Source organism: Streptomyces sp. NPDC096048 (genome assembly GCF_044763415.1).
GTDB lineage: Bacteria > Actinomycetota > Actinomycetes > Streptomycetales > Streptomycetaceae > Streptomyces.
On record NZ_JBIWGG010000015.1, the window covers coordinates 98,047 to 123,306 of the forward strand.

Genomic DNA, 25,260 nt, shown 5'->3' on the forward strand with positions numbered 1-25,260 from the left:
CTGTCCGCGAGCCCCGCTACCGTGCACAGCATGACGACCAAGGCACGAATGACGGCCCCCGTCCTCGGCACCCGCGCCCTGAACCGCGCGACCCTGGCCCGCCAGTTGCTGCTGCGGCGCGCGTCGATGTCCGCGGAGGCCGCCGTCGCGCACCTCGTCGGACTCCAGGCGCAGAACGTGAAGCCCCCGTACTACGCGCTCGCCGCCCGCCTCGACGGTTTCACGCCCGACGACCTGTCCGGGCCGATGGCCGACCGCCGCGTCGCCCGTCTCGTCACCATGCGTTCGACGATCCACACCCACACCGCCGACGACTGCCTCACCCTGCGGCCGCTGGTGCAGGCCGCCCGGGACCGGGAGTTGGGGAACTTCCGCAAGGGCCTCGTGGGCGTCGACCTGGACCGCCTCGCCGTCCTCGCCCGCGCACTCGTCGAGGCCGAGCCGCGCACCATGGGCCAGTTGCGCGAGGCACTCCTCGCCGAGTGGCCGGACGCCGACCCTCAGGCGCTGGCCGTCGCCGCCCGCTGCCGGCTCCCGCTCGTGCAGGTGACGCCGCGTGGACTGTGGGGGAGGAGCGGCCAGGTCACGCTCACCACCGCCGAACACTGGCTCGGACGCCCCGCCCGGCCCACGCCGGCACCCGACGACACCGTGCTGCGCTACCTCGCCGCCTTCGGTCCCGCCTCCGTGCGGGACATGCAGACCTGGGCGGGCCTGACCCGCCTCCGGGACGCCTTCGAACGGCTGCGCCCCCGGCTCGTCACCTTCCGGAGCGTGGACGGCACCGAGCTGTTCGACCTCCCGGACGCGCCCCGCCCCGCCCCGGACACGCCGGCCCCGCCGCGCTTCCTCCCGGAGTTCGACAACCTGCTCCTCTCCCACGCCGACCGCACCCGCGTCGTCCCGCCCGAACACAAGGGCCGCACCTGGAAGGCGAACCAGGCCTACCGCGTCCTCCTGGTCGACGGCTTCGTGGCCGGACTGTGGAAGCCGGCCGACGACGCCCTCGTCGTCGAGCCCTTCGACCGCCTCACCAAGGAGCGGAAGGACGAGGTCGCGGCCGAGGGGGAGCGGATGCTGGCGACGATGCACCCGGGGGACGCGTACGACGTCCGCTTCGGGACGGTACGCGAATGACACGGTGACGGGCGTGGAGGAGGGCATGAGGAGGGGCGGGAAGGGGCGTCGGGAGGGACGGGAAGGGGCATGGAGAGGGGGCGCTGCGGGCCGCTCGTGGAGGCTCGCAACGCCCCCCGGTCTTTCACCTGAGAGGTACTCAGGAGATCAGGAGAGCCGCCGGACCGGGGCTACGAGGTGACCTGCGCGGTCACCAGGTCCGAGAACCTGGTCAGCCGGGAGTAGACACCCGGGTAGCCGGCCCGCGCGCAGCCCTCGCCCCAGGAGGTGACCCCCGCGAGGACGCCCCCGACGAGCAGGGGCCCGCCGCTGTCGCCCTGGCAGGTGTCCACACCGCCGGAGGTGTATCCGGCGCACACCATGTCGCTCGCGACGAAGTCGGCGCCGTAGGAACCGCGGCAGCCGCTGTCCGACACGACCGGTACGGTCGCGGTCCGCAACTGGTTGGAGGAGCTGCCGTTCTCCCGGGTGGTGCCCCAGCCGAGGACGCGGGCGGTGGTGCCGGCCGCGTAGACGGAGGTGTCCGAGGAGGAGACGTACTTCGCCGGGGCGTACGGCATGGACCTCGACAGGGTCAGCACGGCCACGTCGTCGCCGCTGGTGACGCGGGTGTAGTCCGGGTGGATCCAGATCCTGCTGACCTGGGCGACCGTACCGTTGGTGCCGTTGAGGTAGGTGCGTCCGCCGACCACGCGCACGCTGCGGGTGGTCTCGCCGACCATGCAGTGGGCGGCGGTGACGACCTTGGTGGGACTGACCAGGGTGCCGCCGCAGAACTGGTTCCGCGAGGCGTCCGTGATCTGCATGACGAACGGATACGCGCTCGTCGTGGTGGTCGTACCGCCGACGATCGGCTGCGGTGCGGCGACGGCGGAGGGGGCGGCGAGCAGCGCGGTGGCGGCGGCGGTGGCCAGGGCGGCGGCGGCCGATCTGGCCCGGGTGAGCCCGAACATGAGTCTCCTCAAGGGGTTGCCGGTGGGGGGTCGCACGGGCGTGGGGGGAGCACGGGGGTCTCGGGACAGACCCCCGTATGCCCGGGCGAGCGGCACGTGCTCACGCTAGAACCGGCGGTACGGACCGCCCAATGAGGGAAGCCCCTAGGTGAGTCGGGCAGGGAAAACCCTCGGTTCACCGCCGGTAAACCCGGCCTTTCTCAGTCGGGCCGCCGGCCCGCCGCCAGTCTGACGATGTCGACCCGGGACCGGATCCCGAGTTTGCGGTAGACCCGGGTCAGGGTCGCCTCCACGGTCTTGACGCTGACGAACAGGCGGGCGGCGATCTCCCGGTTGGTCGCGCCCTCCATGACGAGCGAGGCCACCTGACGCTCCATCGAGGCGAGCCCGGCCAGGCCGTCCGGCACGGCGGGCGGCGCGGGCGGCGGCCCCGCCGCCTGTGCCGCGACCGCCGCCTCGACCTGCCGCAGCCAGGGCAGTGCCCGGCAGCGCCGGAACAGCCGGGCCGCCTCGTCGTACGACGCCGGTCCGGGCCCCCGCCCCGGCCGTCCGGCGTGCAGCGCCGCCAGCGCGAAGGCCGCCCGCGCCTCCTCGAGGCCGTAGCCCAGCCCGGCGAGCCGCTCCCGCGCCGACGCCAACCGGGTGACGGCGGCCCGGTGTTCGCCCCGTGCCGCCCGTACCCGTGCCTCGGCCCGGTCCAGCACGGCGAGCACACTCTCCCGCCCGAGCCGGAGCGCGTGCGCGCGCGTGACCTCGATGACGTCCTGGGCCTCGGCCGGCTCCCCGGTACGCACCAGCGCCTCCGCCAGGTCGCCCTGCCACCGGCCGCGCGCCGGGTCGGTGATGCCCGCGCCGGCCTCCAGCTCCCGCACCCGGCGCAGCGCCCGCACGGCCGCCCCGGCGTCGCCCGCCACCAGGCTCGCGTGCCCGAGCGCGGCCAGCGCCCGCGACAGGTACACGGCGTCGCCGTCCTCCTCGGCCCGCCGCACCGCCTCCCGCGCCAGCGCCAGCGCCCGTTCCACGTCGCCGCCGGCGGCCTCGGCGAGCGCCGCCTGCATCGCGCCCGCGCCCTCGCCGATGCCCGCGTCCCGGGCCAGCGTCAGGCTCTCCCGGGAGAGTTCGAGGGCCCGGCGGCAGTGCCCGGAGTGCAGTTCGGTCTCGGCGAGGAAGCGCAGGTAGTGGACCTCGCTCTCGGCCATGCCGCGCCGGCGCACCTCGCGCAGCAGCGCGGTGACGGTGGTCCGCGCCTCGGCCAGCCGGTCGCTCATCACCAGCCACCGGAACCGCGACGAACCGGCCCCGTTGTGGTGGCACGCCACCCGGGGGTCCTGCGGCTCCTCCAGCGCCCGCCGGATGGTCGCCGGGGCGCCCGGATGCCCCATCAGCGTCTCTGCCTGCGCCTGGAACGCGAGCGCGAGCACTTCGGTGCGCCGGTCCCCGGCCCGCGCCGCCAGCCCGGCCGCGTGCGCGGCCTCCTCCCGGCCCTGCGCGAAGTCGCCCTGCACCACCAGGGAACGCCAGGCCAGCTGGTAGTGGACCAGGGCGAGCAGCCGCGGGTCGTCGCCCGCGTCGGCCAGGGCCTGCGGGAAGACGGCGTCGACCTCGCCGATGGCCTGTCCGGCCGCCTCGATCACCACCATCCAGGCGCGTACCCGCTCGCCGGGCGCGCCGGTCCGCTTCAGCACCTCGCGGGCGATGTCCCGGGCGAGGTCCGGCTCGCCGGCGGTGATCGCGTCCTCGGCGGCCGTCAGCCGGCGCTCGTCCGGTCCCGGTGCGCTGTCCGCCGGGGTGTGCCGGGCCGCGAGCAGCCCCAGCGACGCGGCCACCGACGGCGCCCCGCGGTCCCGGGACAGCGCGGCGGCCTCCGCCAGCCGGGCCGCCACCTCCGGGTCGGTGCCGGTGGTGGCCAGGGCCAGGTGCCGGGCGCGCTCGATCGGGTCGGAGGCCGCCGTGGACAGCGCGGCGTGCGCCGCCCGCCGCTCCGGTGCCGGTGCCTCGGCGTACAGCGCGGCCGAGATCAGCGGATGCGCGAACCGTACGGTCGGCCCCTCCGGGTCGGTCGCCAGCAGCCCGAGCGTCGCCGCCTGGGCGGTCTCGGCCTCCGCGTTCTCCCGGCCGGCCGCGTGCAGCAGCGCCGGGGTGGGGCGGGCGCCGGCGCTCGCGACCAGGAGGGTGCGGCGCGCCTCGTCCGACAGCATCTCCAGCCGGGACAGGACCAGGGCGCGCAGCGAGGTCGGCACCGGCAGCGGCTCGCCCGGCCGCGGCGGGGTGGGGCTCTCGGCCAGCGCCCGGCCCAGCTCCAGCGCGAACAGCGGATTGCCGCCGCTGGTGCGGTGGATGTCGCGGACCGTGGAACGGGGCAGGCCCGCGTAGCCGCGCTCGTCGAGCAGCGTCGACACCTGGGCGCGGGTCAGCGGGCCGAGGCGGATCGCGCGGGTGTCCGGCGGGGACGCGCGCAGATGGCGGCCGTACTCCGCGCCCTCGGTCTCCGGTCCCTCCGTCCGCACCGCGCACAGCAGCCGTACCGGGGTGTCGCCCAGGCGGCGGGCGGCGAAGCCGAGGAGTTCGGCGCTGGCCGGGTCGAGCCACTGCAGGTCGTCGGCGACGACGAGGACGGGCCCGTCGGCGGCGAGCGCGCGCAGCGCGGAGAGCACGGCCAGACGCAGCGCGAGACCGTCGCGCTGGAGCGTGGACTCGCCGCGGCCGGTGAGCGCCGACTCCAGCGCGGTGCGCTGGGCGGCGGGCAGCCCGTCCGACACGTCGTCCAGGACCTGCCCCAGGAGGTCGGCGAGGGCCAGGAAGGGCAGATGCGATTCGGACTCGGTGGCCGAGCAGCGCAACACGGTGTGTGCCGTGCGGGCATATTCCGCGGCCAGGGTCCGCAGGACGGTCGACTTTCCAATTCCGGCGGGCCCGTGCAGCAGCACGCTCCCGCCTCGGGCGAGCTGCTCACGCGCCGCGCCGAACGACTCCTCCCGCCCGATGACCAGGTCGGAACGGCTCCCGGCAGACTCCGCGAAGTCCCGTCGCACGGTGACCGCTCCCCTCCGTATGTCGTGTCCCGGCCAATGTTAGGCATCGGTTCATCGAATTACGGTGGCACGAGCAGGTGAGGCGAATAACAAACGGCGGCACCGAAAACAAAGGCCCCGAAAAAACACCGCGATCGGCCGCCCACGGCAGCGGTACAGCTCCCTGCGCGGGCTACGGCAGCCACCCCGCCCTGCGCGCCGCGACGACCGCCTCTCCGCGCGTCCGGGCGCCGAGCTTGCGCATGGCCGAGCGCAGGTAGCCCTTGACGGTCTCCGGCCGCAGGCCGAGCCGCTCCGCGGCCACCGCGTTCGTCGCGCCCGCGGCCACGCAGGCCAGCACGTCCATCTCGCGCGGAGCCGGCCGGGGCCCCTGGGCGGCGGGCCCGCTCCCCACCGCCAGCAGCCCGCACGCGCGCAGCAGCTCGTCCCGCAGCGCCGGGTCCGCGATCCTGGGAGCCAGTGCCCGCAGCGCCGTGTGCGCCTCCCGCACCTGTTCCCAGGCCGCGGCGCCCGAAGGGTCGCAGGCCGGCTCCGGCCGGGCCGCCGCCAGCAGTTCGCCCGCCTCGTCCCGCAGCACCAGCGCCTGCTCCACGTCCCGCGCCGCCGCCACGGCCGCGCTCAACGTGCGGTCGCCCAGCGGCTGGGCCGTGCGCAGGGCGCCGTACAGCACGCCGCGCACCCGGCGCCGTACCACCACCGGCACCGCGAGCACCGAGCGCAGGCCCTCGGCGGCGACGGGGAGGTCGTACTCGTGGCTGATCTGCCGGGAGACGGAGTAGTCCGTCACGGCGCACGGCCGGGTGAGCTGCACGGCCCTGCCGCCCAGACCGTTGCCCGAGGTCACCGCGAGGGCGCTGAGCGCGGTCGTGGCGGTGCCGCTCAGCTCGCTGATGCGCACCCGTCGCCGCCCGGACTCCACCAGCCCGCCGAAGGCGACCGGCAGCCCGGTCGTGCGCCGCATCCTCACCAGCGCGTTCCGGATCTCCACCACGTCGGCCGCGTCCACCGCCACTCGTTCGCCCTCCTCCGTTCCCCTCCCGGGACGCACACCCCCGTTCGGGGGTAGTGAGACCTGCATCACGGATTACACGATGGCACAGAGCCGCCCGGCAAGGTCCGGCACAGAGGAGGACAGATGACGACGGCCACGGAGCTGTTCCGCAGCGCACGGGACTTCCTGCTGGAACACCGCGAGGACTACACCGCCGCCCACGAGGGCTTCACCTGGCCCCGCCCCGAGAACTTCAACTGGGCGCTGGACTGGTTCGACGTCATCGCCGACGGCAACGAGCGCACCGCCCTGCACATCGTCGAGGAGGACGGCTCCGAGGTCCGGGTCTCCTTCGCCGAGATGTCCGCCCGCTCCGACCGGGTCGCGAACCGGCTGCGCGAGTGGGGCGTCGGCCCCGAGGACCGCATCCTCGTCATGCTCGGCAACCAGGTCGAACTGTGGGAGACGGCGCTCGCGGCGATGAAGCTCCGCGCCGTCGTCATCCCGGCCACCCCGCTGCTCGGCCCCGCCGACCTGCGCGACCGCGTCGACCGCGGCCGGGTCGGCCATGTCGTCGTGCGCGCCGAGGACACCGGCAAGTTCGCCGACGTGCCCGGCGACTACACGCGCGTCGCGGTGGGCGGAACGACGCCGCCGCACTGGCAGCCGTACGAGGACGTGTACACGGCCTCCGACGCCTTCACCCCCGACGGGCCCACCGCCGCCGACGACCCGCTGATGCTGTACTTCACCTCGGGCACCACCGCCCGGCCCAAGCTGGTCGAGCACACCCACGTGTCGTATCCCGTCGGGCACCTGGCGACCATGTACTGGATCGGGCTCAGGCCGGGCGACGTCCACCTGAACATCTCCTCGCCCGGCTGGGCCAAGCACGCCTGGTCGAACCTGTTCGCGCCGTGGAACGCCGAGGCGACCGTCTTCCTGTACAACTACACCCGGTTCGACGCGGCCCGGCTGATGGCCGAGATGGACCGGGCCGGCGTGACCACGTTCTGCGCCCCGCCGACGGTCTGGCGGATGCTCATCCAGTCCGACCTGAGCCGGCTCGCCACCCCGCCGCGCGAGGTCGTCGCCGCCGGCGAGCCGCTGAACCCCGAGGTGATCGAACAGGTCCGCCGCTCCTGGGGCAGGACCATCCGGGACGGCTTCGGCCAGACCGAGACCGCCGTCCAGGTCTCCAACAGCCCCGGCCAGGTACTGAAGACCGGCTCCATGGGCCGTCCCAGCCCCGGCTACCGCGTCGAACTCCTCGACCCGGTCACCGGCGCGCCCGGCGCCGACGAGGGCGAGATCGCCCTGGACCTCTCCGACCGTCCTGTCGGCCTGATGACCGGCTACCACGGCGACCCCGACCGCACCGCCGAGGTGATGGCCGGCGGCTACTACCGCACCGGCGACATCGGCGCCCGCGACGCCGACGGCTACCTCACCTACGTCGGCCGCGCCGACGACGTCTTCAAGGCCTCCGACTACAAGATCTCCCCGTTCGAGCTGGAGAGCGCGCTGCTGGAGCACCCGGCGGTCGCCGAGGCCGCGGTCGTGCCCGCCCCCGACGAACTGCGCCTCGCGGTGCCGAAGGCGTACATCGTCCTGGCGGCCGGCTGGGAGCCGGGCCCGGACATCGCCAAGGTGCTGTTCGAGCACTCCCGCGAGACCCTCGCCCCCTACAAGCGCGTCCGCCGCCTGGAGTTCGGCGAGCTGCCCAAGACCGTCTCCGGCAAGATCCGCCGCATCGAGCTGCGCGAGGCCACGGCGGCGGGCTCGGACGCCGAGTACCGCGAGGAGGACTTCCGGTGAACTCGTACACCCACGGGGTCGGCGACACCCCGCTGCTCGGCGACACCATCGGCGCCAACCTGGACCGCGCGGTCGCGACCTGGCCGGATCGCGAGGCACTGGTCGACGTGGAGACCGGGCGGCGCTGGACGTACGCCCAGTTCGCCGCCGACGTCGACGAGTTGGCGTACGCGTTGCTCGCGAGCGGGATCTCCCGGGGCGACCGGGTGGGCATCTGGGCGGTCAACTGCCCCGAGTGGGTGCTCGTCCAGTACGCGACCGCCCGGATCGGCGCGGTCATGGTGAACATCAATCCGGCCTACCGCACCCATGAGGTCGAGTACGTCCTCAACCAGGCCGGTGTCTCGCTCCTGGTCGCCTCCCTCAGCCACCGGACGAGCGACTACCGGGCGATGGTCGAGCAAGTGCGGGCCAGGTGCCCGCGGTTGCGGGAGACGGTGTTCATCGGGGACCCGAGTTGGGAGGCGCTGACCGCGCGCGGGACGCCGGTGCCGTTCGAGGAGCTGTCCTGCGACGACCCGATCAACATCCAGTACACCTCCGGGACGACGGGCTTCCCGAAGGGGGCGACGCTCTCCCACCACAACATCCTCAACAACGGTTACTTCGTCGGGGAGTTGGTCGCCTACGGCGAACAGGACCGGATCTGCATCCCGGTCCCGTTCTACCACTGCTTCGGCATGGTGATGGGCAATCTCGCCGCCACGTCCCACGGCGCGTGCATGGTGATCCCGGCCCGCTCGTTCGACCCGAAGGCCACGCTGGATGCCGTCCAGCGGGAGCGCTGCACCTCCCTGTACGGCGTCCCCACCATGTTCATCGCGGAGCTGAACCTCCCCGACTTCGCCTCCTACGACCTCACCTCCCTGCGCACCGGCATCATGGCCGGCTCGCCCTGCCCGGTGGAGGTCATGAAACGGGTGGTCGCCGAGATGCACATGGAACAGGTCTCCATCTGCTACGGCATGACCGAGACCTCCCCGGTCTCCCTCCAGACCCGGATGGACGACGACCTCGAACACCGCACCGGCACCGTCGGCCGGGTCCTGCCCCACATCGAGGTCAAGGTCGTCGACCCGGTGACCGGCGTGACCCTGCCCCGGGGAGAGGCCGGTGAGCTGCGCACCCGCGGCTACAGCGTGATGCTCGGCTACTGGGAGGAGCCCGAGAAGACCGCCGAGGCGATCGACCAGGGCCGCTGGATGCACACCGGCGACCTCGCGGTGATGCGCGACGACGGCTACGTCGAGATCGTCGGCCGCATCAAGGACATGATCATCCGGGGCGGTGAGAACATCTACCCGCGCGAGGTCGAGGAGTTCCTGTACGCCCACCCGAAGGTCGCGGACGTCCAGGTCGTCGGCGTACCGCACGAGCGCTACGGCGAGGAGGTCCTCGCCTGCGTCATCCCGCGCGACGCGGCCGACCCGCTCACCCTGGAGGAGCTGCGCGCCTACTGCGACGGGCGGCTGGCCCACTACAAAGTGCCCAGCCGCCTGCGGATCCTCGACGCCTTCCCGATGACCGTCTCCGGGAAGGTGCGCAAGATCGAGCTGCGGGAGCGGTACGGCGCGTGACCGTACGGAGGTGACACGTCAGCCGGCCGTGGCGTCCAGCGCCACGGCCGGCGCGTTGACCGGGCGCGGCACCCCCGCGGGGTCGAGGACGAAGAGCGGGACGCCCAGCAGGTCGGCGCGGGCGCGGGCCTCCTCGGCGTACCCGGCGAGGGAGAAGTAGACGCAGCCCGCGGACTCCGCCATGGCGGTCAGCCACAGGCACTCCACGTCCCGCACCGAGGCCGGGCCCACCGTCGGATCGACCTGGACGACGATGCCGGGCGCGGCCAGCCCGATGCCGGACATGGGCCGCTGCTCGGCACGGTGGACGTCCCGGTGGCCCAGCCCGCGCAGATACAGGACGGCGGCGGTGACCGCGTCGCGGGCGGTGCGGATCGGGACGGACCGGTGGGCCGGGACCCGCGAACCGGGGGCGCGCCCGGACCGGCCCGTCGCCGCGGGGTCCACCGGCACGCACAGCACCGTCCCGCACGAGCAGCCCAGTTCCGGCCGCGGCCACCGGCTCTCGTCACCGCAGGCGGCGCAGCGCACGCCGATCCACTCCTCGTCCCACGCCCGGTGGGTGACAGCGGTCGGGGACCCGCGCGGATCGAGCGCCGGGGCGACGGGCGCCCCGCACACGCAGGGATACGACGGTGCCGTGTAGCGGTGCCGGCGCCCGCAGGCGGTGCAGCACACCGAGATGGTCTCGGACATGTCCCCATCGTCCTCTCTTGACGACCCTCGGCTGCCCACTTACATTACTTCCAGATCGTAGAAAAGAAATTTCGCTATACGGAAGTTGCTACGGAAGAAGCTCACCGCGGGGCGCGACGGGAGTGCGAATCCGACAGCCGGAGCAGGAGTACTCGATGGCTCGTATGACCGCTGCCCGAGCGGCAGTTGAGATCCTCAAGCGCGAAGGCATCACCGACGCGTTCGGTGTGCCGGGCGCGGCGATCAACCCCTTCTACGCGGCGCTCAAGGCCTCCGGCGGCGTCCAGCACACCCTCGCCCGCCACGTCGAGGGCGCCTCGCACATGGCCGAGGGCTACACCCGGACCCACCCGGGCAACATCGGCGTCTGCATCGGCACCTCGGGGCCGGCCGGCACCGACATGATCACCGGCCTCTACTCGGCGATCGGCGACTCGATCCCGATCCTGTGCATCACCGGCCAGGCGCCGACCGCGGTGATCCACAAGGAGGACTTCCAGGCCGTCGACATCGCCTCCATCGCCAAGCCGGTCACCAAGATGGCCGTCACCGTCCTGGAGGCGGCGCAGGTCCCCGGCGTGTTCCAGCAGGCGTTCCACCTGATGCGTTCCGCCCGGCCGGGACCGGTCCTGATCGACCTGCCGATCGACGTCCAGATGACGGAGATCGAGTTCGACCCGGACACCTACGAGCCGCTCCCGGTCTACAAGCCGGCCGCGAGCCGCGCCCAGATCGAGAAGGCCATCGGCCTGCTCAACGCCTCCGAGCGCCCGCTGATCGTGGCCGGCGGCGGTGTCATCAACGCCGACGCCGCCGACCTGCTGGTGGAGTTCGCCGAGCTGACCGGCACCCCGGTCGTGCCGACCCTCATGGGCTGGGGCCTGCTGCCCGACGACCACGAGCTGAACGCCGGCATGGTCGGCCTCCAGACCTCGCACCGCTACGGCAACGCGACGTTCCTGGAGTCCGACTTCGTCCTCGGCATCGGCAACCGCTGGGCCAACCGCCACACCGGCAAGCTCGACGTCTACACCGCCGGCCGCAAGTTCGTCCACGTCGACGTCGAGCCGACCCAGATCGGCAAGATCTTCGCCCCGGACTACGGCATCGCCTCCGACGCGAAGGCGGCCCTGGAGCTGTTCGTCGAGGTGGCCAAGGAGCTGAAGGCGGCCGGCAAGCTGCCCGACCGCTCCGCGTGGGCCGCCTCCGCGCAGGAGCGCAAGGCCACCCTCCAGCGCCGTACCCACTTCGACGACATCCCGATCAAGCCGCAGCGCGTGTACGAGGAGATGAACAAGGCCTTCGGTCCGGAGACGCGGTACGTCTCCACCATCGGCCTCTCCCAGATCGCCGGCGCCCAGATGCTGCACGTCTACCGGCCGCGGCACTGGATCAACTGCGGCCAGGCGGGCCCGCTCGGCTGGACCGTCCCGGCCGCGCTCGGCGTCGCCAAGGCCGACCCGGACGCGCAGGTCGTGGCGCTCTCCGGCGACTACGACTTCCAGTTCATGATCGAGGAACTGGCCGTCGGCGCGCAGCACAAGATCCCGTACGTCCACGTCCTGGTCAACAACTCCTACCTGGGCCTGATCCGCCAGGCGCAGCGGGCGTTCGAGATCGACTTCCAGGTCAACCTGGAGTTCGAGAACATCAACTCGCCCGAGCTGGGCGTCTACGGCGTCGACCACGTCAAGGTCGCCGAGGGCCTGGGCTGCAAGGCGATCCGGGTGACCGACCCGGGCGAGCTGGGCGCGGCCCTGGAGCAGGCGAAGAAGCTCGCCGCCGAGCACCGGGTGCCGGTCGTGGTCGAGGCGATCCTGGAGCGCGTCACCAACATCTCCATGTCGGGCACCAACGACATCGGCAACGTGGTGGAGTTCGAGGAGCTGGCGACCGAGCCGGGGCACGCCCCGACCGCGATCCGGACCCTGAAGGCCTGACCCGCACGCAGCACACCGAGAGCGGCCCGTCCCACACGGACGGGCCGCTCTTTCGCGCGCCTACCGCGGCCGGGGGACGGGCCGGGTGCCCCGGAGGCGGGCCGACCCCCGCCCGGAGTTGCGCCGGGCGCTCGGAGGGCGGACTCACCGCCCGCATGCGCGCCGGCCCACCGGGAGGCGGGCCGGCCGCCCGGAGACGGGCCCGCCGCCGGAGCGGTGCCGTCCGCGCCGGGGCCCCGGCGGGCCTCAGCGCCACCTCCCGGCAGTGGTCGCGTCGGCGGGGCGCCGGGCGGCGCGGGTGTCGTGCCGTGTCCGGACGAGTGTCCGCCGGGCCGGCTCCCGCCGGGCCCGGCCCCGCTCAGTCGCCGCCGCCACCCCCGCCCCCGCCGCAGTAGTACGCCATGCCGCCTCCCGAGCCGCTTCCGCGTCCGGGCGGGGAGTGCTTGAGCAGCCCCTTGTCCGCCACCTCCACCCGTTCGATGAGCCCGGCCCGCAGGGCGAAGCGGGGCAGCAGGACACGCAGGGCGGCCACGTCGTGCAGGGCGACGGCGAACAGCCTGTCGTCGGCCGTCAGGCCGCGTCGGCCCGTGGGCAGCGGGTGCGCCTCCTGGAGGGCCCGCACCCGGCGGCGGGCGGCGCGGGTCGGACCGAGCAGCGGGTAGCGCAGCAGCCCGGCCTCCGCCAGGGGGATCCGCATCAGCGCCACCGCCAGGCGAACGTCCGTGTGCCGGGTCAGCCTCCGTACCGCGAGGGGCTCGCGGAGACACCCCCGCACCGTCTCCGCCAGCGCCGGGAGGGGAACCGCGGCCGCCCCCGGCTCCGACGCCAGGGCCCGTACCGTGCCCGGTGGGCCGCAGTCCAGGGCGCCCCGCAGATACAGGTCCACCACGGCGACCGTCACGGCGGCACGGGGGCCGCCGCGCAGCAGCGCGGCCTCGTGCGGTGCGAGCCGGACCGTCCTGTCGTCGTCCATGAGACCACCCCCGAGAGCACCCCGTGTGCCCGGGTTGTGCCCGCTGCCGGGGGCGCCTACGCGCGTTCAGCCCTCATGGTGCCCGTGGTGCTCGTGCAGCCCCGGCCAGTCGTCCGGGCCGCCGCCCTGCCACTCGACCAGCTCGCTCTCCGCCACGTCGGTCACGTACAGGTCGGCCAGCCGCAGCAGCTCGGCGACGTCGTCGACGTGCGAGGCGACGCCCAGCGTCTCCTCGCCGGAGGTGACGCGGCGGGAGCCGTCCAGGGCCGGGGCGTGGACCACGATGTGCGGGTCCTCGGGTGGGTGTGCCATGACTTCAGGCTGCTGCGCGGGCAGGGAATCCGCACCCCGGCGAACGCCGAGAAGCGCCGGATGCGGGACCGTCCGCATCCGGCGCTTCTCAGCCGGTGAAGGTTCTTCACATGGTGTCCGTCCGACAGCGCGAGGCTGGGCGCGACAGGTCGTTCGCGCCGCCGGACGGAGTCGCGGGGCCCCTTGCGAAGGGGCGGGTGATGGCTGGGACCGCGGCGGTGCGACGGGTCCGGAACGCCTCTCCCCTCAGGTCGTAGGAGAAGCTCCCGGGCCCTTCACCACCGCACTGGCTCGCATGCCGCCGCGGTCCTCGCCCTGCCCGTGCGCACCGGGCGGCCACCCCTCATCCGGGCCGCTCCGGTGCCTCCACGGGCCGCGCACAGTCCCGGCCTCCCCGCCGGGTCCCGTGCGCGAGCTGGTGGATCAGTCCTCGCGCAGGGCGCGGACCGCCTCCTCCACGCGCTTGCCGTACTCCGTGTCGGCGGCGTGGAAGTGCGCGAGGTTCTTCTCGACCACGTCGTTGCGGGAGACCTGGGACAGGCCGCCGGCGATGTTCGCGATCAGGCGCTTCTTCTCGTCCTCGGACATCAGGCGGAACAGCTCACCCGCCTGGAAGAAGTCGTCGTCCTTGGTGTGCTGCGGCGCCTCGTGGGTGCCGGTGTGGCCGGACACCGCGAGCGGGGCCGCCAGCGGGCGGCCGGTCTCGACCGGGCCGTCGTAGGAGTTCGGCTCGTAGTTCTTGGCGCCGCGGCCCTGCGAGTTGGCGGCCATCAGACCGTCGCGGCCGTAGTTGTCCGCGCCGCCGGGCACCGCCTTCGGGGCGTTCACCGCGAGCTGGGTGTGGTTGACGCCCAGGCGGTAGCGGTGCGCGTCCGCGTAGGCGAACAGGCGGCCCTGGAGCATCTTGTCGGGGGAGGGGCCGATGCCGGGAACGAAGTTGTTCGGGGAGAACGCGGCCTGCTCGACCTCGGCGAAGACGTTGTCCGGGTTGCGGTCGAGGACCAGCCGGCCCACCCGGCGCAGCGGGTAGTCGGCGTGCGGCCACACCTTGGTCACGTCGAACGGGTTGAACCGGTAGTTCGCCGCCTCGGCCACCGGCATCAGCTGCACGTGCAGCGTCCACGACGGGAACACGCCCCGCTCGATGGCCTGCACCAGGTCGGTCTGGTGCGAGGTCGGGTCCTGGCCCGCGAGCTCGGCCGCCTGGTCGGCGGTCAGGGTGCGGATGCCCTGGTCCGTCTTGAAGTGGTACTTGACGAAGAAGGACTCGCCCTTGCCGTTCGTCCACTGGTAGGTGTGCGAGCCGAAGCCGTCCATGTGGCGGTACGACGCCGGGATGCCGCGGTCGCCCATCAGCCAGGTCACCTGGTGCGTGGCCTCGGGGGAGTGCGCCCAGAAGTCCCAGACGTTGTCCGGCTCCTGACGGCCCGAGAACGGGTCGCGCTTCTGCGAGTGGATGAAGTCGGGGAACTTGATCGGGTCCTTGATGAAGAACACCGGGGTGTTGTTGCCGACGAGGTCGTAGTTGCCCTCCTCGGTGTAGAACTTCAGCGCGAAACCGCGCGGGTCGCGGACCGCGTCCGCGCCGCCGAGCGAGTCGGCCACGGTGGAGAAGCGCAGGAAGACCTCGGTGCGCTTGCCGACGGTGTTCAGGAAGTCGGCGTGCGTGAAGCCCGTGACGTCGTCGGTCACCTCGAAGTGGCCGTAGGCGCCGGAGCCGCGGGCGTGCACCACGCGCTCCGGGATGCGCTCGCGGTTGAAGCGGGCGAGCTTCTCCAGGAGGTGCTGGTCCTGGATGAGGAGGGGGCCGCCGATGCCGGCGGAGGCTGAGTTCTGGTTGTCGGCGACCGGGGCGCCGGACTCTGTCGTGAGCACGCGCTGCGACATCGGGGACCTTCCGTGCGAGGGGTCAGCGGAAAACTGTTTCCGCTTCGTGGAGCCTAAGTTCGGGTGACGAACACGTCAACAGTTTGTTGAAGTGGGTTCCGGGCGGCGCCGCCGCTCGGGCGCGACAGGACAGGTGTCAGCGACGGCGCCGCCCGGAGGTCTCATGAGATGCCTGCGGTCAGACCTGGGCGCCGGACAGGCGCTCCACGGCCCGCAGCAGGGCCGAGTGGTCCAGACCGCCGTCACCCTGGGTGCGCAGCGAGGCGACCAGCTGGGCGACCACGGCACCGACCGGCAGCGCGGCGCCGACGTTGCGGGCGGCGTCGGTGACGATGCCCATGTCCTTGTGGTGCAGGTCGATGCGGAAGCCCGGCTTGAAGTCGCGGTTGAGGAAGTTGTCCTTCTTCCGCGTCAGCACCGTCGAGCCGGCCAGGCCGCCGTTGAGGACGTCGAGGGCGGCCTTGAGGTCCACGCCAGACTTCTCCAGGAAGACCACGGCCTCGGCGCACGCCTGGATGTTCACGGCGACGATCAGCTGGTTGGCGGCCTTCACGGTCTGGCCCGAGCCGTGCGGACCGCACAGCACGATGGTCTTGCCCAGGGCCTCCAGGAGCGGCTTGGCCTCGTCGAAGTCGGCCTGCTCACCGCCGACCATGATGGACAGCACGGCCTCGATGGCACCGGCCTCGCCGCCGGAGACGGGGGCGTCCAGGACGCGGATGCCCTTGTCCTTGGCGGCCTTCGCGAGGTCGATGGAGGTCTGCGGGGTGATCGAGGACATGTCGACCAGCAGGGCGCCGGACCTCGCGTTCTCCAGGATGCCGTCGGGGCCGTAGGCGATGGCCTCGACCTGCGGCGACGCGGGCACCATGGTGACGACGACGTCGGCGTCGCGCACCGCCTCGGCGATCGAGCCGGCCGCGGTGCCGCCGGCGGCGGCCAGGCGGTCCAGCTTGTCCTGCTCCAGCGTGAAGCCGGTGACCGGGTAACCCGCCTTGATCAGGTTCTCCGACATGGGGGATCCCATGATGCCGAGACCGATGAAGGCGACCTTGGGAAGCGTGCTCATGGTGGGTACCTCTCTGGAAAGTTTCTGCGGGTGGCGCTCAGCGGGCCGCGCGGGCCTCGGCCGGCAGCCAGGAGAAGGCTTCGGTGCTGGGGTTGTCGCCCGGCTTGTACTCCAGGCCGACCCAGCCGTCGTAACCGGCCTTCTTCAACTGGTCGAGCAGCTCCTCCAGCGGGAGGGAGCCGGTGCCGGGGGCGCCGCGGCCGGGGTTGTCGGCGATCTGCACGTGGCCGGTCTTCGCGGCGTACCGCTCGATCACCTGCGGCAGGTCCTCACCGTTCATGGACAGGTGGTAGAGGTCCATGAGGAACTTGGCGTTGCCGAGCCCGGTGGCCTCGTTGACCTTGTCGACGACGGCTACGGCGGCCGGTGCCGACACCAGCGGGTACAGCGGCGACTCGGGCTTGTTGAGCGCCTCGACCAGCAGGATCGCGCCGATCCGGTCGGCCGCGCGGGCGGCGAGGACCAGGTTCTCCAGCGCGAGCTCGTCCTGCTCGGCCGGGTCCACGCCCTCGACGCGGTTGCCGTACAGGGCGTTGAGCGCCGTGCAGCCCAGCGACTTCGCGAAGTCGGCGGCCACGTCGATGTTGGCGCGGAACCGGTCCGACTCCTCACCGGGGACCGACAGGGCGCCGCGGTCGGGGCCCGGCAGCTTTCCGGCGTAGAAGTTCAGCCCGGTGAGCTGGACGCCCGCGTCCTCGATGGCCTTCTTCAGGCCGTCGAGCTCGGACTGCTCGGGGGTGGGCGAGTCGATCCAGGGCCACCACAGCTCGACCGCGGTGAAGCCGGCCGCGGCGGCGGCCGCGGGACGCTCCAGGAGCGGGAGTTCCGTGAAGAGGATCGACAGGTTGACGTTGAAGCGCTGATCTGCGGCGGTGCTCAACTTGAAACCTGGCATCGGGTGCCGCGCTCCCTTCCGTTTCGATCGTGTTCCGCATTACGGAAGTTTGTTTCTGCTTAATGGAAGATTGCCGTCGGGTGGTGGAGCTTGTCAAGAGGGCTCGGCGGAAACGGTCACCGCGCGTTAGGTTGACCGGGTGCGATTGAGAGTGGAGTTCACGACCGAGCCCTTCGACCTGGACGAGGCACCCGCGCACGCGGTGGTCGCCCGGGAGGTCGTCGAGGCCGCGGAGCTGGACGAGGTCGACGTCGGCCCGTTCGGCAACACCGCCGAGGGCGGTGCCGACGCGGTGCTCACCGCCGTGGACGCGCTGCTGCGCCGGTCCCTGGAGGCCGGCGCCACCCGGATCTCGCTCCAGGTCAACGTGGTCGAGGAGAGCGCGGCCGGGGAGGGTGAGCGGTGACCGGCCCGGGGGAGGAGTCCTTCATCGCGGCCGTGAAACCCCTGGTCGACGCCATCGGCGGCGAGATACTCGCGCCCGACGAGGCCGGCCGGGACGATGTCGTGCTCTCCTGGGAGGGCGCCGACGTCATCGCCGTACGCCTGCCGCAGCTCGCCGACTCCCTGGACCACATCCTGGCGGCCATGGAGCGTCGGCGGGGCAGGCCGCTGGCCGAACTCGACCGGCGGTCCAAGCAGGAGGTCGTACGGACCCTGGAGGCGCGCGGTGCCTTCTCCGTGCGGCACGGCGTGGAGACCGTCGCGGGCGCCCTCGGCGTCAGCCGCTTCACCGTCTACAACTACCTCAACCGCGAGAAGGACGCCTGACCGGAGAGCGGGTCTCCGACCAGGCACAACCTCCTGAACGGCAAGCCGCCGTCCGGCAACCGGACGGCGGCTTTTGTTACCCCGAATTTTCAACAAAGTGTTGACGGCTTGTTTCCGAGGGCGTTAGCTATCGGCACGCCCGTTCAGCACAAGGCCACGGAGGCTCCCGTGACGTCCACTTCCGCGTCGGGCCTGGCCCGTTTCAACACCCTCGAGGAGACCGCGGCGCTCGCGGAACTCCACGAGGCGTGTGCCTCCACGGCGTGGGCCCGGCAACTGCTCGCCGCCCGCCCCTTCGCCACCCCCGAGGACCTGTACACCGCCAGTGACGCCGCCATGGCCGAGCTGACGGCGGAGGACCTCGCGGAGGCGATGGCCGGGCATCCGCCGATCGGCCGCCCCAAGCCGGGCGACCCGACCTCGTCCCGCGAACAGGCGGGCATGGCCGGCGCCGCGGAGGAACTCAAGACGGAGATGCTCGAACTGAACCTGGCCTACCAGGAGAAGTTCGGCCATGTCTTCCTCATCTGCGCCACCGGCCGGACCGGCGAGCAGATGCGGGACGCGGTCAAGGAGCGGATCGGCAACTCGCCCGAGCAGGAGCGGGAGATCGTCCGCACCGAACTGGGGAAGATCAACCGTATCCGCCTTTCCCGACTCGTCGAACAGGACGCCTGACCATGAGCACCAGCACCACCGCCTCCGTGTCCACGCACATCCTGGACACCAGCGTCGGCCGCCCCGCCGAGGGCGTCGCCGTCCACCTCGCCGCCCGCGCGGGCGGCGAGGCGGACTGGCAGAAGCTCGGCGGCTCCGCGACCGACGCGGACGGCCGGTGCAAGGACCTCCCGGCGCTGCCGGAGGGCACCACACACGTACGGCTCGACTTCGAGACCGAGACGTACTTCGCCAAGAAACAAGCCGCGGCCCAGCAGGACGCCCCCGCGCTCCGGGACAGCGAGAACGGCCGGCCCGTGTTCTTCCCCGAGGTCACCATCACCTTCGCGGTGGTGCCCGGCGAGCACTACCACGTTCCGCTGCTGCTCAACCCGTTCGGCTACTCCGTTTACCGAGGGAGCTGACCGACACATGACCCGTTTCGTCCTGGGACAGAACCAGTACGGCAAGGCAGAGAACCGCGTCGTCAAGATCACGCGTGACGGCGACACGCACCACATCAAGGACCTGAACGTCTCCGTCGCCCTCTCCGGCGACATGGAGGAGGTCCACCGCAGCGGGTCCAACGCGAACGTCCTGCCGACCGACACCACCAAGAACACGGTGTTCGCCTTCGCCAAGGAGCACGGGATCGAGAGCGCCGAGGACCTCGGCGTCAAGCTCGCCCGTCACTTCGTGGACAACAACGAGCCGATCCACCGGGCCCGCATCCGCGTAGAGGAGTACGGCTGGGAGCGGATCGAGACCTCCAAGGGCGGCGCCCGCTTCGTCGGCTCGGAGGAGATCGCCCACTCCTTCGTCCGCACGGGCCAGGAGACCCGCGTCGCGCAGATCACCTACGACGGCCACGGCATCCAGGTGCTCTCCGGCTTCAAGGACCTGACCGTCCTGAACTCGACCAACTCCGAGTTCTTCGGCTACCTGAAGGACAAGTACACCACCCTCAAGGAGGACTACGACCGGATCCTCGCCACCACCGTCTCCACCTGGTGGCGGCACAACTGGGACGGCGTCGACTCGCACGCCCCGGACTGGGACCGCTCGTACAACGGTGTGCGCAAGCACGCGCTCCAGGCGTTCGCCGAGACCTACTCGTACTCGCTCCAGCAGACCCTCTTCGAGATGGGTGTGCGGGTGCTGAACTCGCGCGACGAGGTGGACGAGATCCGCTTCTCGATGCCCAACAAGCACCACTTCCGCTCGGACCTGTCGCCGTTCGGGATCGACAACGAGGCCAAGGACGGCGCCGTGTACTACGCCGCCGACCGCCCCTACGGCCTGATCGAGGCCACCATCCTGCGGGACGGCGCCGAGCAGCTGATCCCGGTCGACATGACCAACCTCTGACGCGGGACGCGCGCCACCGGCCCGGCCGCTCGGGCCGGTGGCGCGCCACACCGGAGGGAACACCATGGCACAGCCCGCAACGGAGCCGGCGAAAGGCTCCAGTTCCACCCCGTCACCGGAGCACACCGAGGACGCCGTCACGTCCGTGCACCCCGTGGACGAGAAGCTCCACCCCTCGCGGCTCGTCCCCGCCGCGCTCCAGCACATCGCCGCGATGTACGCGGGCGTCGTCACTCCTCCGCTCATCATCGGCCAGGCCGTCGGCCTCGACATCGAGGGCCGCACCCGGCTGATCGCGGCGAGCCTGCTCATCGCGGGCGTCGCCACCCTGATCCAGACCATCGGCGTCAAGGGCTTCGTCGGCAACCGCCTGCCCTTCGTCAACGCCGCCTCCTCGGCGGGCATCGCGCCCATCCTCGCCATCGCCGAGACGAACAGCGAGGGCGGCCAACTCCCCGCCATCTACGGCGCGGTGATGGTCGCCGGTGTCTTCTGCCTCGCCGTCGGCCCGTTCTTCGGGCGGCTGCTGCGCTTCTTCCCGCCCCTGGTCACCGGCGTGGTCATCACCCTCATCGGCGTCACGCTGATGCCGGTCCCGGTCGGCTGGGCCCAGGGCGGCGACAAGGCCGCCGCCGACTTCGGCTCGATGCGCAACCTCGCGCTCGCCGCCTTCACCCTCGGCGTCATCCTCGTCATGCAGCGCTTCGGCAAGGGCTTCCTCAAGCAGGTCGCCCTGCTCTTCGGCCTGTTCATCGGCACCCTGGCCGCCATCCCCTTCGGCATGGCCGACTTCAGCGGCATCGAGTCCGCCCCGGTCGCCGCGCTGCCCACGCCCTTCGCCTTCGGCGCCCCCGAGTTCCAGCCCGCGGCCATCCTGTCGCTCTGCATCGTGATGCTGGTGCTGATGACCGAGTCCAGCGCCGGCATGCTCGCCCTCGGCGAGATCTGCGACCGCCGAGCCGACTCCAAGGTCATCACCCGCGGCCTGCGCACCGACGGCCTCGCCACCCTGGTCGGCCCCGTCTTCGGCGGCTTCCCCACCTCCGCCTTCGCCCAGAACGTCGGCGTCGTCTCCCTCACCCGGGTACGCAGCCGCTACGTCGTCGCCGTCGCCGGCGCCACCCTGCTGGTCCTCGGCGCTTTCCCGGTCCTCGGCGCGGTCGTCTCCCTGGTCCCGATGCCGGTCCTCGGCGGTGCGGGCATCGTGCTCTTCGGCTCGATCGCGGTCAGCGGCATCCGTACGCTCTCCGAGGCCGGACTCGACGACAGCTCCAACATCATCCTGGTCGCCGTGGCGCTCGGCGCGGGCATCATCCCGCTGGCCGCCCCGACCTTCTACGCCGAGTTCCCCGCCTGGGCGCAGACCGTCCTCGGCTCCGGCATCAGCGCCGGCGCGCTCGTCGCGGTCTCGCTCAACCTGTTCTTCCACCACCTCGGCACCCGGAGCCGCCAGACGGCGGCGGCACTCAAATCCTCCTAGGGTCCTGCCGTGCCCTCCCCGTGGGTACTCACTTCCCGCCCATGGGCCCCACTGAAAGAAGGAAGCAGCATGGCAGCATCATCGGCAGCCGAGCGCGTGGTGATCGAGAACTGCGCGATCGCCACGGTGGACGCGGGCGACACCGAGATCGCCTGGGGGTATCTCGTCCTCGCCGGCAACAGGATCGAGTCCGTGGGCGCGGGACAGGCGCCCGAGGGCCTGGAGAACGTGGTCCGCCGGATCGACGCGACCGGTCACCTGGTCACGCCCGGCCTGGTCAACACGCACCACCACTTCTACCAGTGGATCACCCGGGGCCTGGCCACCGACCACAACCTCTTCGACTGGCTGGTCGCGCTCTACCCGACCTGGGCACGCATCGACGAGCCGATGGCGTACGCGGCGGCCCAGGGCTCCCTCGCCATGATGGCCCGCGGCGGCGTCACCACCGCCATGGACCACCACTACGTCTTCCCGCGGGGCTCCGGCGACCTGTCCGGCGCGATCATCCGCGCCGCCCGCGAGACGGGCGTCCGCTTCACCCTCGCCCGCGGCTCCATGGACCGCGGCGAGTCCGACGGCGGGCTGCCGCCGGACTTCGCGGTGGAGAGCCTGGACGACGCGCTCGCCGCCACCGAGGCCACCGTCAGGGAGCACCACGACTCCTCCTTCGACGCGATGACCCAGGTCGCCGTCGCCCCCTGCTCCCCCTTCTCCGTCTCCACCGAACTGATGCGCCAGGGCGCGGAGCTGGCCCGCCGGCTCGGCGTGCGGCTGCACACCCACGGTTCGGAGACCGTGGAGGAGGAGAAGTTCTGCCACGAGCTGTTCGGCATGGGCCCGACCGACTACTTCGAGTCCACGGGCTGGCTCGGCGAGGACGTGTGGATGGCGCACTGCGTCCACATGAACGACTCCGACATCGCCGCCTTCGCCCGCACGAGGACCGGCGTCGCCCACTGCCCGTCCTCCAACGCCCGGCTGGCCGCCGGGATCGCCCGGGTCCCCGACATGCTCGCCGCCGGCGTCCCGGTCGGCCTCGGCGTCGACGGCACCGCCTCCAACGAGTCCGGCGAACTCCACACCGAACTGCGCAACGCCCTGCTCGTCAACCGCCTCGGCGCCCACCGCGAGGCCGCGCTGAACGCCCGCGAGGCGCTGCGGCTGGGCACCCACGGCGGCGCCCAGGTCCTGGGCCGGGCCGCCGAGACCGGCTCGCTGGAGCCGGGCAAGCTGGCCGACCTGGTGCTGTGGCGGATGGACACCCTCGCCCACTCCTCCATCGCCGACCCGGTCACCGCCCTGGTCTTCGGCGCCGCGGCCCCGGTCACGGCGTCGTTCGTGAACGGCCGCCAGATCGTCGAGAACGGGCGGCTGCTCACGGTCGACGAGGACGCCATCGCCCGCTCCACCCGGGACGAGGCGCGCCGCCTGGCGCGGATCACGGCGCAGAGCTGACCAACCGCACAACCACACAGCCGCACAACCCAGCAGCCGGTCCGCCGGCCTGCCGGTAGCCGCCTTCGCACAACTGAACACCACTAGAGCTCCGGCCGGGAGGGACGGCTTCCGGCCGGTAGCCGTGGACCCGAGCGGGGTCCACGGCGGCCGTCTCCGGGGCGTGCGCCCATGCGCACGCCCCCGGAGCGGTCACCGTTTCCCCGAACGGTCCGTCACGGTCCCGCACGACCACCACCAGCACCACCTCCCTGACACCCGCGTCAGAGCCGACGTGTAACCGACCGGAGGAACGCCGCCGTGGCCGACCACCCTGTTGACGAGAAACTCCCGCCACTGAAAATGGCGACGACCGGCCTGCAGCACGTGGCCGCCATGTACGCCGGAGTCGTCGCTCCACCCCTGATCGTCGGTGCGGCCATCGGCCTCACCGCCACCGAACTGACCTTCCTCACCGGCGCCTGCCTGTTCACCGCCGGCCTCGCCACCTTCCTGCAGACCCTGGGCATCTGGAAGATCGGTGCCCGGCTGCCCTTCGTCAACGGCGTCACCTTCGCCGGTGTCGCCCCCATGACCGCGATCGTCGCCTCCACCGAGGACAAGTCCGACGCGTTGCCGATCATCTTCGGCGCCGTCATCGTCGCCGGACTCCTCGGATTCATCGCGGCTCCCTTCTTCAGCAAGGCGATCCGGTTCTTCCCACCGGTCGTCACCGGCACGGTCATCACCCTCATAGGCATATCCCTGCTGCCGGTGGCCTTCGGCTGGGCGCAGGGATCCAGCCCCGAGGCCGACGACTTCGGGTCCGGGACCAATCTGGGACTGGCCGCGATCACCCTGCTCATCGTCCTGCTCCTGCGCCGTTTCACCCGCGGCTTCGTCAAGCAGATCGCCGTGCTGCTCGGCCTCGTCGCGGGCACGATCATCGCCATCCCGTTCGGTGTCACGGACTTCGGTCCGGTCGCGGACGCGAGCGTCGTCGGCTTCCCGACCCCGTTCCACTTCGGTGCTCCGCAGTTCCAGGTCGCCGCGATCCTCTCCATGTGCGTGGTGATGGTGGTCTCCATGACGGAGTCCACCGCCGACATGCTCGCCCTGGGCGAGATCGTGGACCGCAAGGCCGACGAGAAGGTCATCGCGGCCGGCCTGCGCGCCGACACCCTCGGCTCGGCGATCAGCCCGCTGTTCAACGGCTTCATGTGCAGCGCCTTCGCCCAGAACATCGGCCTCGTCGCCATGACGAAGATCCGCAGCCGCTACGTCGTCGCCGCGGGCGGCGGCTTCCTGGTCCTGATGGGCCTGTGTCCGATGGCCGCCTCGCTCATCGCCGTCGTGCCCCGCCCGGTCCTCGGCGGTGCCGGCGTGGTGCTGTTCGGCTCGGTCGCGGCCAGCGGCATCCAGACCCTGGTCCGGGCGAGCCTGGACAAGGACAACAACGTCCTGATCGTGGCGGTGTCCCTGGCCGTCGGCATCATCCCGATCGCGGCGCCGGAGTTCTACCACTCGTTCCCGGAGAACGCGAAGATCATCCTCGACTCGGGCATCTCGACCGGCTGTCTGGCCGCCGTCCTGCTCAACCTGGTCTTCAACCACATCGGCGGCCGGGGGCGGGAAGCGGAGGACGTGACCCACCCGATGGAGGCCGGAAACGAGATCAGCGAGGCGTCCCGGGCCCCGGCCACGCCGTGACCCCGGGATCCTGACGCGGGTGGGCCGGTGCCTCTCGGCTGATCGAGAGGCACCGGCCCACCCGCGTTCGACGAGCCGGAAGAAACCGGAGAGGCGGCGTGCGCGCGGGCACCGATGAGTTCCGCCCCGCCGCGTCGTCTGCACGTAGGGAACGTAATCTTCCGCGCCTGCGGGAGGCCCGACGTGAGGCGAAGAGGAGCGTGCGGACCATGGCCGAGGAGAGCGTGAGCGCCACCCTGACGGTCGCCGTGCCCATCGCGAGGGTGTTCGCGGTGCTGGCGGACCCGACGACCCACTCGGCGATCGACGGCACCGGCTGGGTCCAGGAAGCCGCCGACCGGGCACCGCTGACCGAGGTGGGGCAGGTCTTCCGGATGGACATGTACCACCCCGGCCATCCGGACGGCGACTACCAGGTGGCCAATCAGGTCCGGGTACTCGACCCGCCGCGCGCCATCGGCTGGCTGACCGGGCAGGAGAAGGACGACGGGCGCCTGGAGTTCGGCGGCTGGATCTGGCGCTACGACCTCGCGCCGCTCGGTCCGTCCGAGACCGAG

21 protein-coding genes are annotated in these 25,260 nt (G+C 72.1%); 12 read left to right on the top strand and 9 right to left on the bottom strand.

The annotated features are described in order from the left end of the window. Positions 1-30 precede the first annotated feature (30 nt). Positions 31-1,137 carry a winged helix DNA-binding domain-containing protein gene (locus ACIQ6R_RS33625; RefSeq protein ID WP_404225549.1) on the top strand — a complete coding sequence of 369 codons (1,107 nt, stop codon included), beginning with the start codon at positions 31-33 and terminating at the stop codon, positions 1,135-1,137. A 170-nt stretch (positions 1,138-1,307) separates the two neighbouring features. Here the strand turns inward: ACIQ6R_RS33625 and ACIQ6R_RS33630 are convergent, their stop codons facing one another. The 3 genes from ACIQ6R_RS33630 to ACIQ6R_RS33640 all read right to left on the bottom strand — a co-directional run bounded on the left by ACIQ6R_RS33630 (position 1,308) and on the right by ACIQ6R_RS33640 (position 6,134). Beyond that, on the bottom strand, positions 1,308-2,090 hold the full coding sequence (locus tag ACIQ6R_RS33630; RefSeq protein WP_404225550.1) for a S1 family peptidase: 783 nt from the start codon (positions 2,088-2,090) through the stop codon (positions 1,308-1,310). Between the two features lie 200 nt (positions 2,091-2,290). Then, positions 2,291-5,122, bottom strand: coding sequence for an AAA family ATPase (locus ACIQ6R_RS33635; RefSeq protein WP_404225552.1), 2,832 nt, complete (start codon positions 5,120-5,122; stop codon positions 2,291-2,293). A gap of 172 nt (positions 5,123-5,294) precedes the next feature. Further along, positions 5,295-6,134: a response regulator transcription factor gene (locus tag ACIQ6R_RS33640; protein ID WP_404225554.1), complete on the bottom strand. Its 840-nt coding sequence runs from the start codon at positions 6,132-6,134 to the stop codon at positions 5,295-5,297. Between the two features lie 123 nt (positions 6,135-6,257). Between ACIQ6R_RS33640 and ACIQ6R_RS33645 the strand changes: the two genes are divergently transcribed. Together ACIQ6R_RS33645 and ACIQ6R_RS33650 are read left to right on the top strand one after the other, a co-directional pair. After that, on the top strand, positions 6,258-7,931 hold the full coding sequence (locus ACIQ6R_RS33645; RefSeq protein WP_404225557.1) for an AMP-binding protein: 1,674 nt from the start codon (positions 6,258-6,260) through the stop codon (positions 7,929-7,931). After that, entirely contained in the window at positions 7,928-9,508 is a 1,581-nt protein-coding gene (locus tag ACIQ6R_RS33650; RefSeq protein ID WP_404225559.1) for an AMP-binding protein, read from the top strand. Before ACIQ6R_RS33645 ends, ACIQ6R_RS33650 begins: the two co-directional genes overlap by 4 nt. Before the next feature lie 18 nt (positions 9,509-9,526). On the opposite strand, the gene ACIQ6R_RS33655 is transcribed toward ACIQ6R_RS33650, so the two are convergent. Then, the gene (locus ACIQ6R_RS33655) at positions 9,527-10,204 is read right to left on the bottom strand and encodes a hypothetical protein (protein ID WP_404225561.1); all 678 of its coding nucleotides are present in this window, start codon (positions 10,202-10,204) and stop codon (positions 9,527-9,529) included. Positions 10,205-10,359: 155 nt separating this feature from the next. Between ACIQ6R_RS33655 and gcl the strand changes: the two genes are divergently transcribed. Continuing rightward, positions 10,360-12,144, top strand: a complete 1,785-nt coding sequence (gene gcl, locus ACIQ6R_RS33660; protein ID WP_404171932.1) for a glyoxylate carboligase — start codon at positions 10,360-10,362, stop codon at positions 12,142-12,144. A gap of 358 nt (positions 12,145-12,502) precedes the next feature. Here the strand turns inward: gcl and ACIQ6R_RS33665 are convergent, their stop codons facing one another. The 5 genes from ACIQ6R_RS33665 to ACIQ6R_RS33685 form a co-directional block, all read right to left on the bottom strand. After that, positions 12,503-13,117 (bottom strand): TIGR04222 domain-containing membrane protein, encoded by a 615-nt coding sequence (locus ACIQ6R_RS33665; RefSeq protein ID WP_404225563.1) that lies wholly within the window; start codon positions 13,115-13,117, stop codon positions 12,503-12,505. A gap of 66 nt (positions 13,118-13,183) precedes the next feature. Continuing rightward, positions 13,184-13,429: a hypothetical protein gene (locus tag ACIQ6R_RS33670; protein ID WP_404225565.1), complete on the bottom strand. Its 246-nt coding sequence runs from the start codon at positions 13,427-13,429 to the stop codon at positions 13,184-13,186. Between the two features lie 423 nt (positions 13,430-13,852). Further along, on the bottom strand, positions 13,853-15,316 hold the full coding sequence (locus ACIQ6R_RS33675; protein ID WP_404171926.1) for a catalase: 1,464 nt from the start codon (positions 15,314-15,316) through the stop codon (positions 13,853-13,855). Between the two features lie 178 nt (positions 15,317-15,494). Beyond that, on the bottom strand, positions 15,495-16,385 hold the full coding sequence (locus ACIQ6R_RS33680) for a 2-hydroxy-3-oxopropionate reductase (protein WP_404225567.1): 891 nt from the start codon (positions 16,383-16,385) through the stop codon (positions 15,495-15,497). A 37-nt stretch (positions 16,386-16,422) separates the two neighbouring features. Continuing rightward, entirely contained in the window at positions 16,423-17,280 is an 858-nt protein-coding gene (locus ACIQ6R_RS33685; protein ID WP_404171920.1) for a TIM barrel protein, read from the bottom strand. Positions 17,281-17,419: 139 nt separating this feature from the next. Between ACIQ6R_RS33685 and ACIQ6R_RS33690 the strand changes: the two genes are divergently transcribed. The 8 genes from ACIQ6R_RS33690 to ACIQ6R_RS33725 all read left to right on the top strand — a co-directional run bounded on the left by ACIQ6R_RS33690 (position 17,420) and on the right by ACIQ6R_RS33725 (position 24,703). Continuing rightward, positions 17,420-17,686 (top strand): hypothetical protein, encoded by a 267-nt coding sequence (locus tag ACIQ6R_RS33690; RefSeq protein ID WP_404225569.1) that lies wholly within the window; start codon positions 17,420-17,422, stop codon positions 17,684-17,686. Further along, a complete protein-coding gene (locus ACIQ6R_RS33695; protein WP_404225571.1) occupies positions 17,683-18,051 on the top strand; it encodes a helix-turn-helix domain-containing protein in 369 nt (122 codons plus the stop codon). The genes ACIQ6R_RS33690 and ACIQ6R_RS33695 overlap by 4 nt, the downstream gene beginning before the upstream one ends. A 168-nt stretch (positions 18,052-18,219) precedes the next feature. Further along, positions 18,220-18,729, top strand: coding sequence for a 2-oxo-4-hydroxy-4-carboxy-5-ureidoimidazoline decarboxylase (gene uraD, locus ACIQ6R_RS33700; RefSeq protein ID WP_404225573.1), 510 nt, complete (start codon positions 18,220-18,222; stop codon positions 18,727-18,729). A gap of 2 nt (positions 18,730-18,731) precedes the next feature. Further along, a complete protein-coding gene (gene uraH / locus ACIQ6R_RS33705; RefSeq protein ID WP_404225575.1) occupies positions 18,732-19,133 on the top strand; it encodes a hydroxyisourate hydrolase in 402 nt (133 codons plus the stop codon). Between the two features lie 7 nt (positions 19,134-19,140). Next, a complete protein-coding gene (gene pucL / locus ACIQ6R_RS33710) occupies positions 19,141-20,076 on the top strand; it encodes a factor-independent urate hydroxylase (protein ID WP_404171906.1) in 936 nt (311 codons plus the stop codon). Positions 20,077-20,140: 64 nt separating this feature from the next. After that, on the top strand, positions 20,141-21,556 hold the full coding sequence (locus ACIQ6R_RS33715) for a nucleobase:cation symporter-2 family protein (RefSeq protein WP_404225577.1): 1,416 nt from the start codon (positions 20,141-20,143) through the stop codon (positions 21,554-21,556). Positions 21,557-21,625: 69 nt separating this feature from the next. Next, on the top strand, positions 21,626-23,014 hold the full coding sequence (locus tag ACIQ6R_RS33720; protein ID WP_404225579.1) for an 8-oxoguanine deaminase: 1,389 nt from the start codon (positions 21,626-21,628) through the stop codon (positions 23,012-23,014). A gap of 300 nt (positions 23,015-23,314) precedes the next feature. Then, positions 23,315-24,703, top strand: coding sequence for a nucleobase:cation symporter-2 family protein (locus tag ACIQ6R_RS33725; RefSeq protein WP_404225581.1), 1,389 nt, complete (start codon positions 23,315-23,317; stop codon positions 24,701-24,703). The last annotated feature ends 557 nt before the right edge of the window (positions 24,704-25,260 follow it).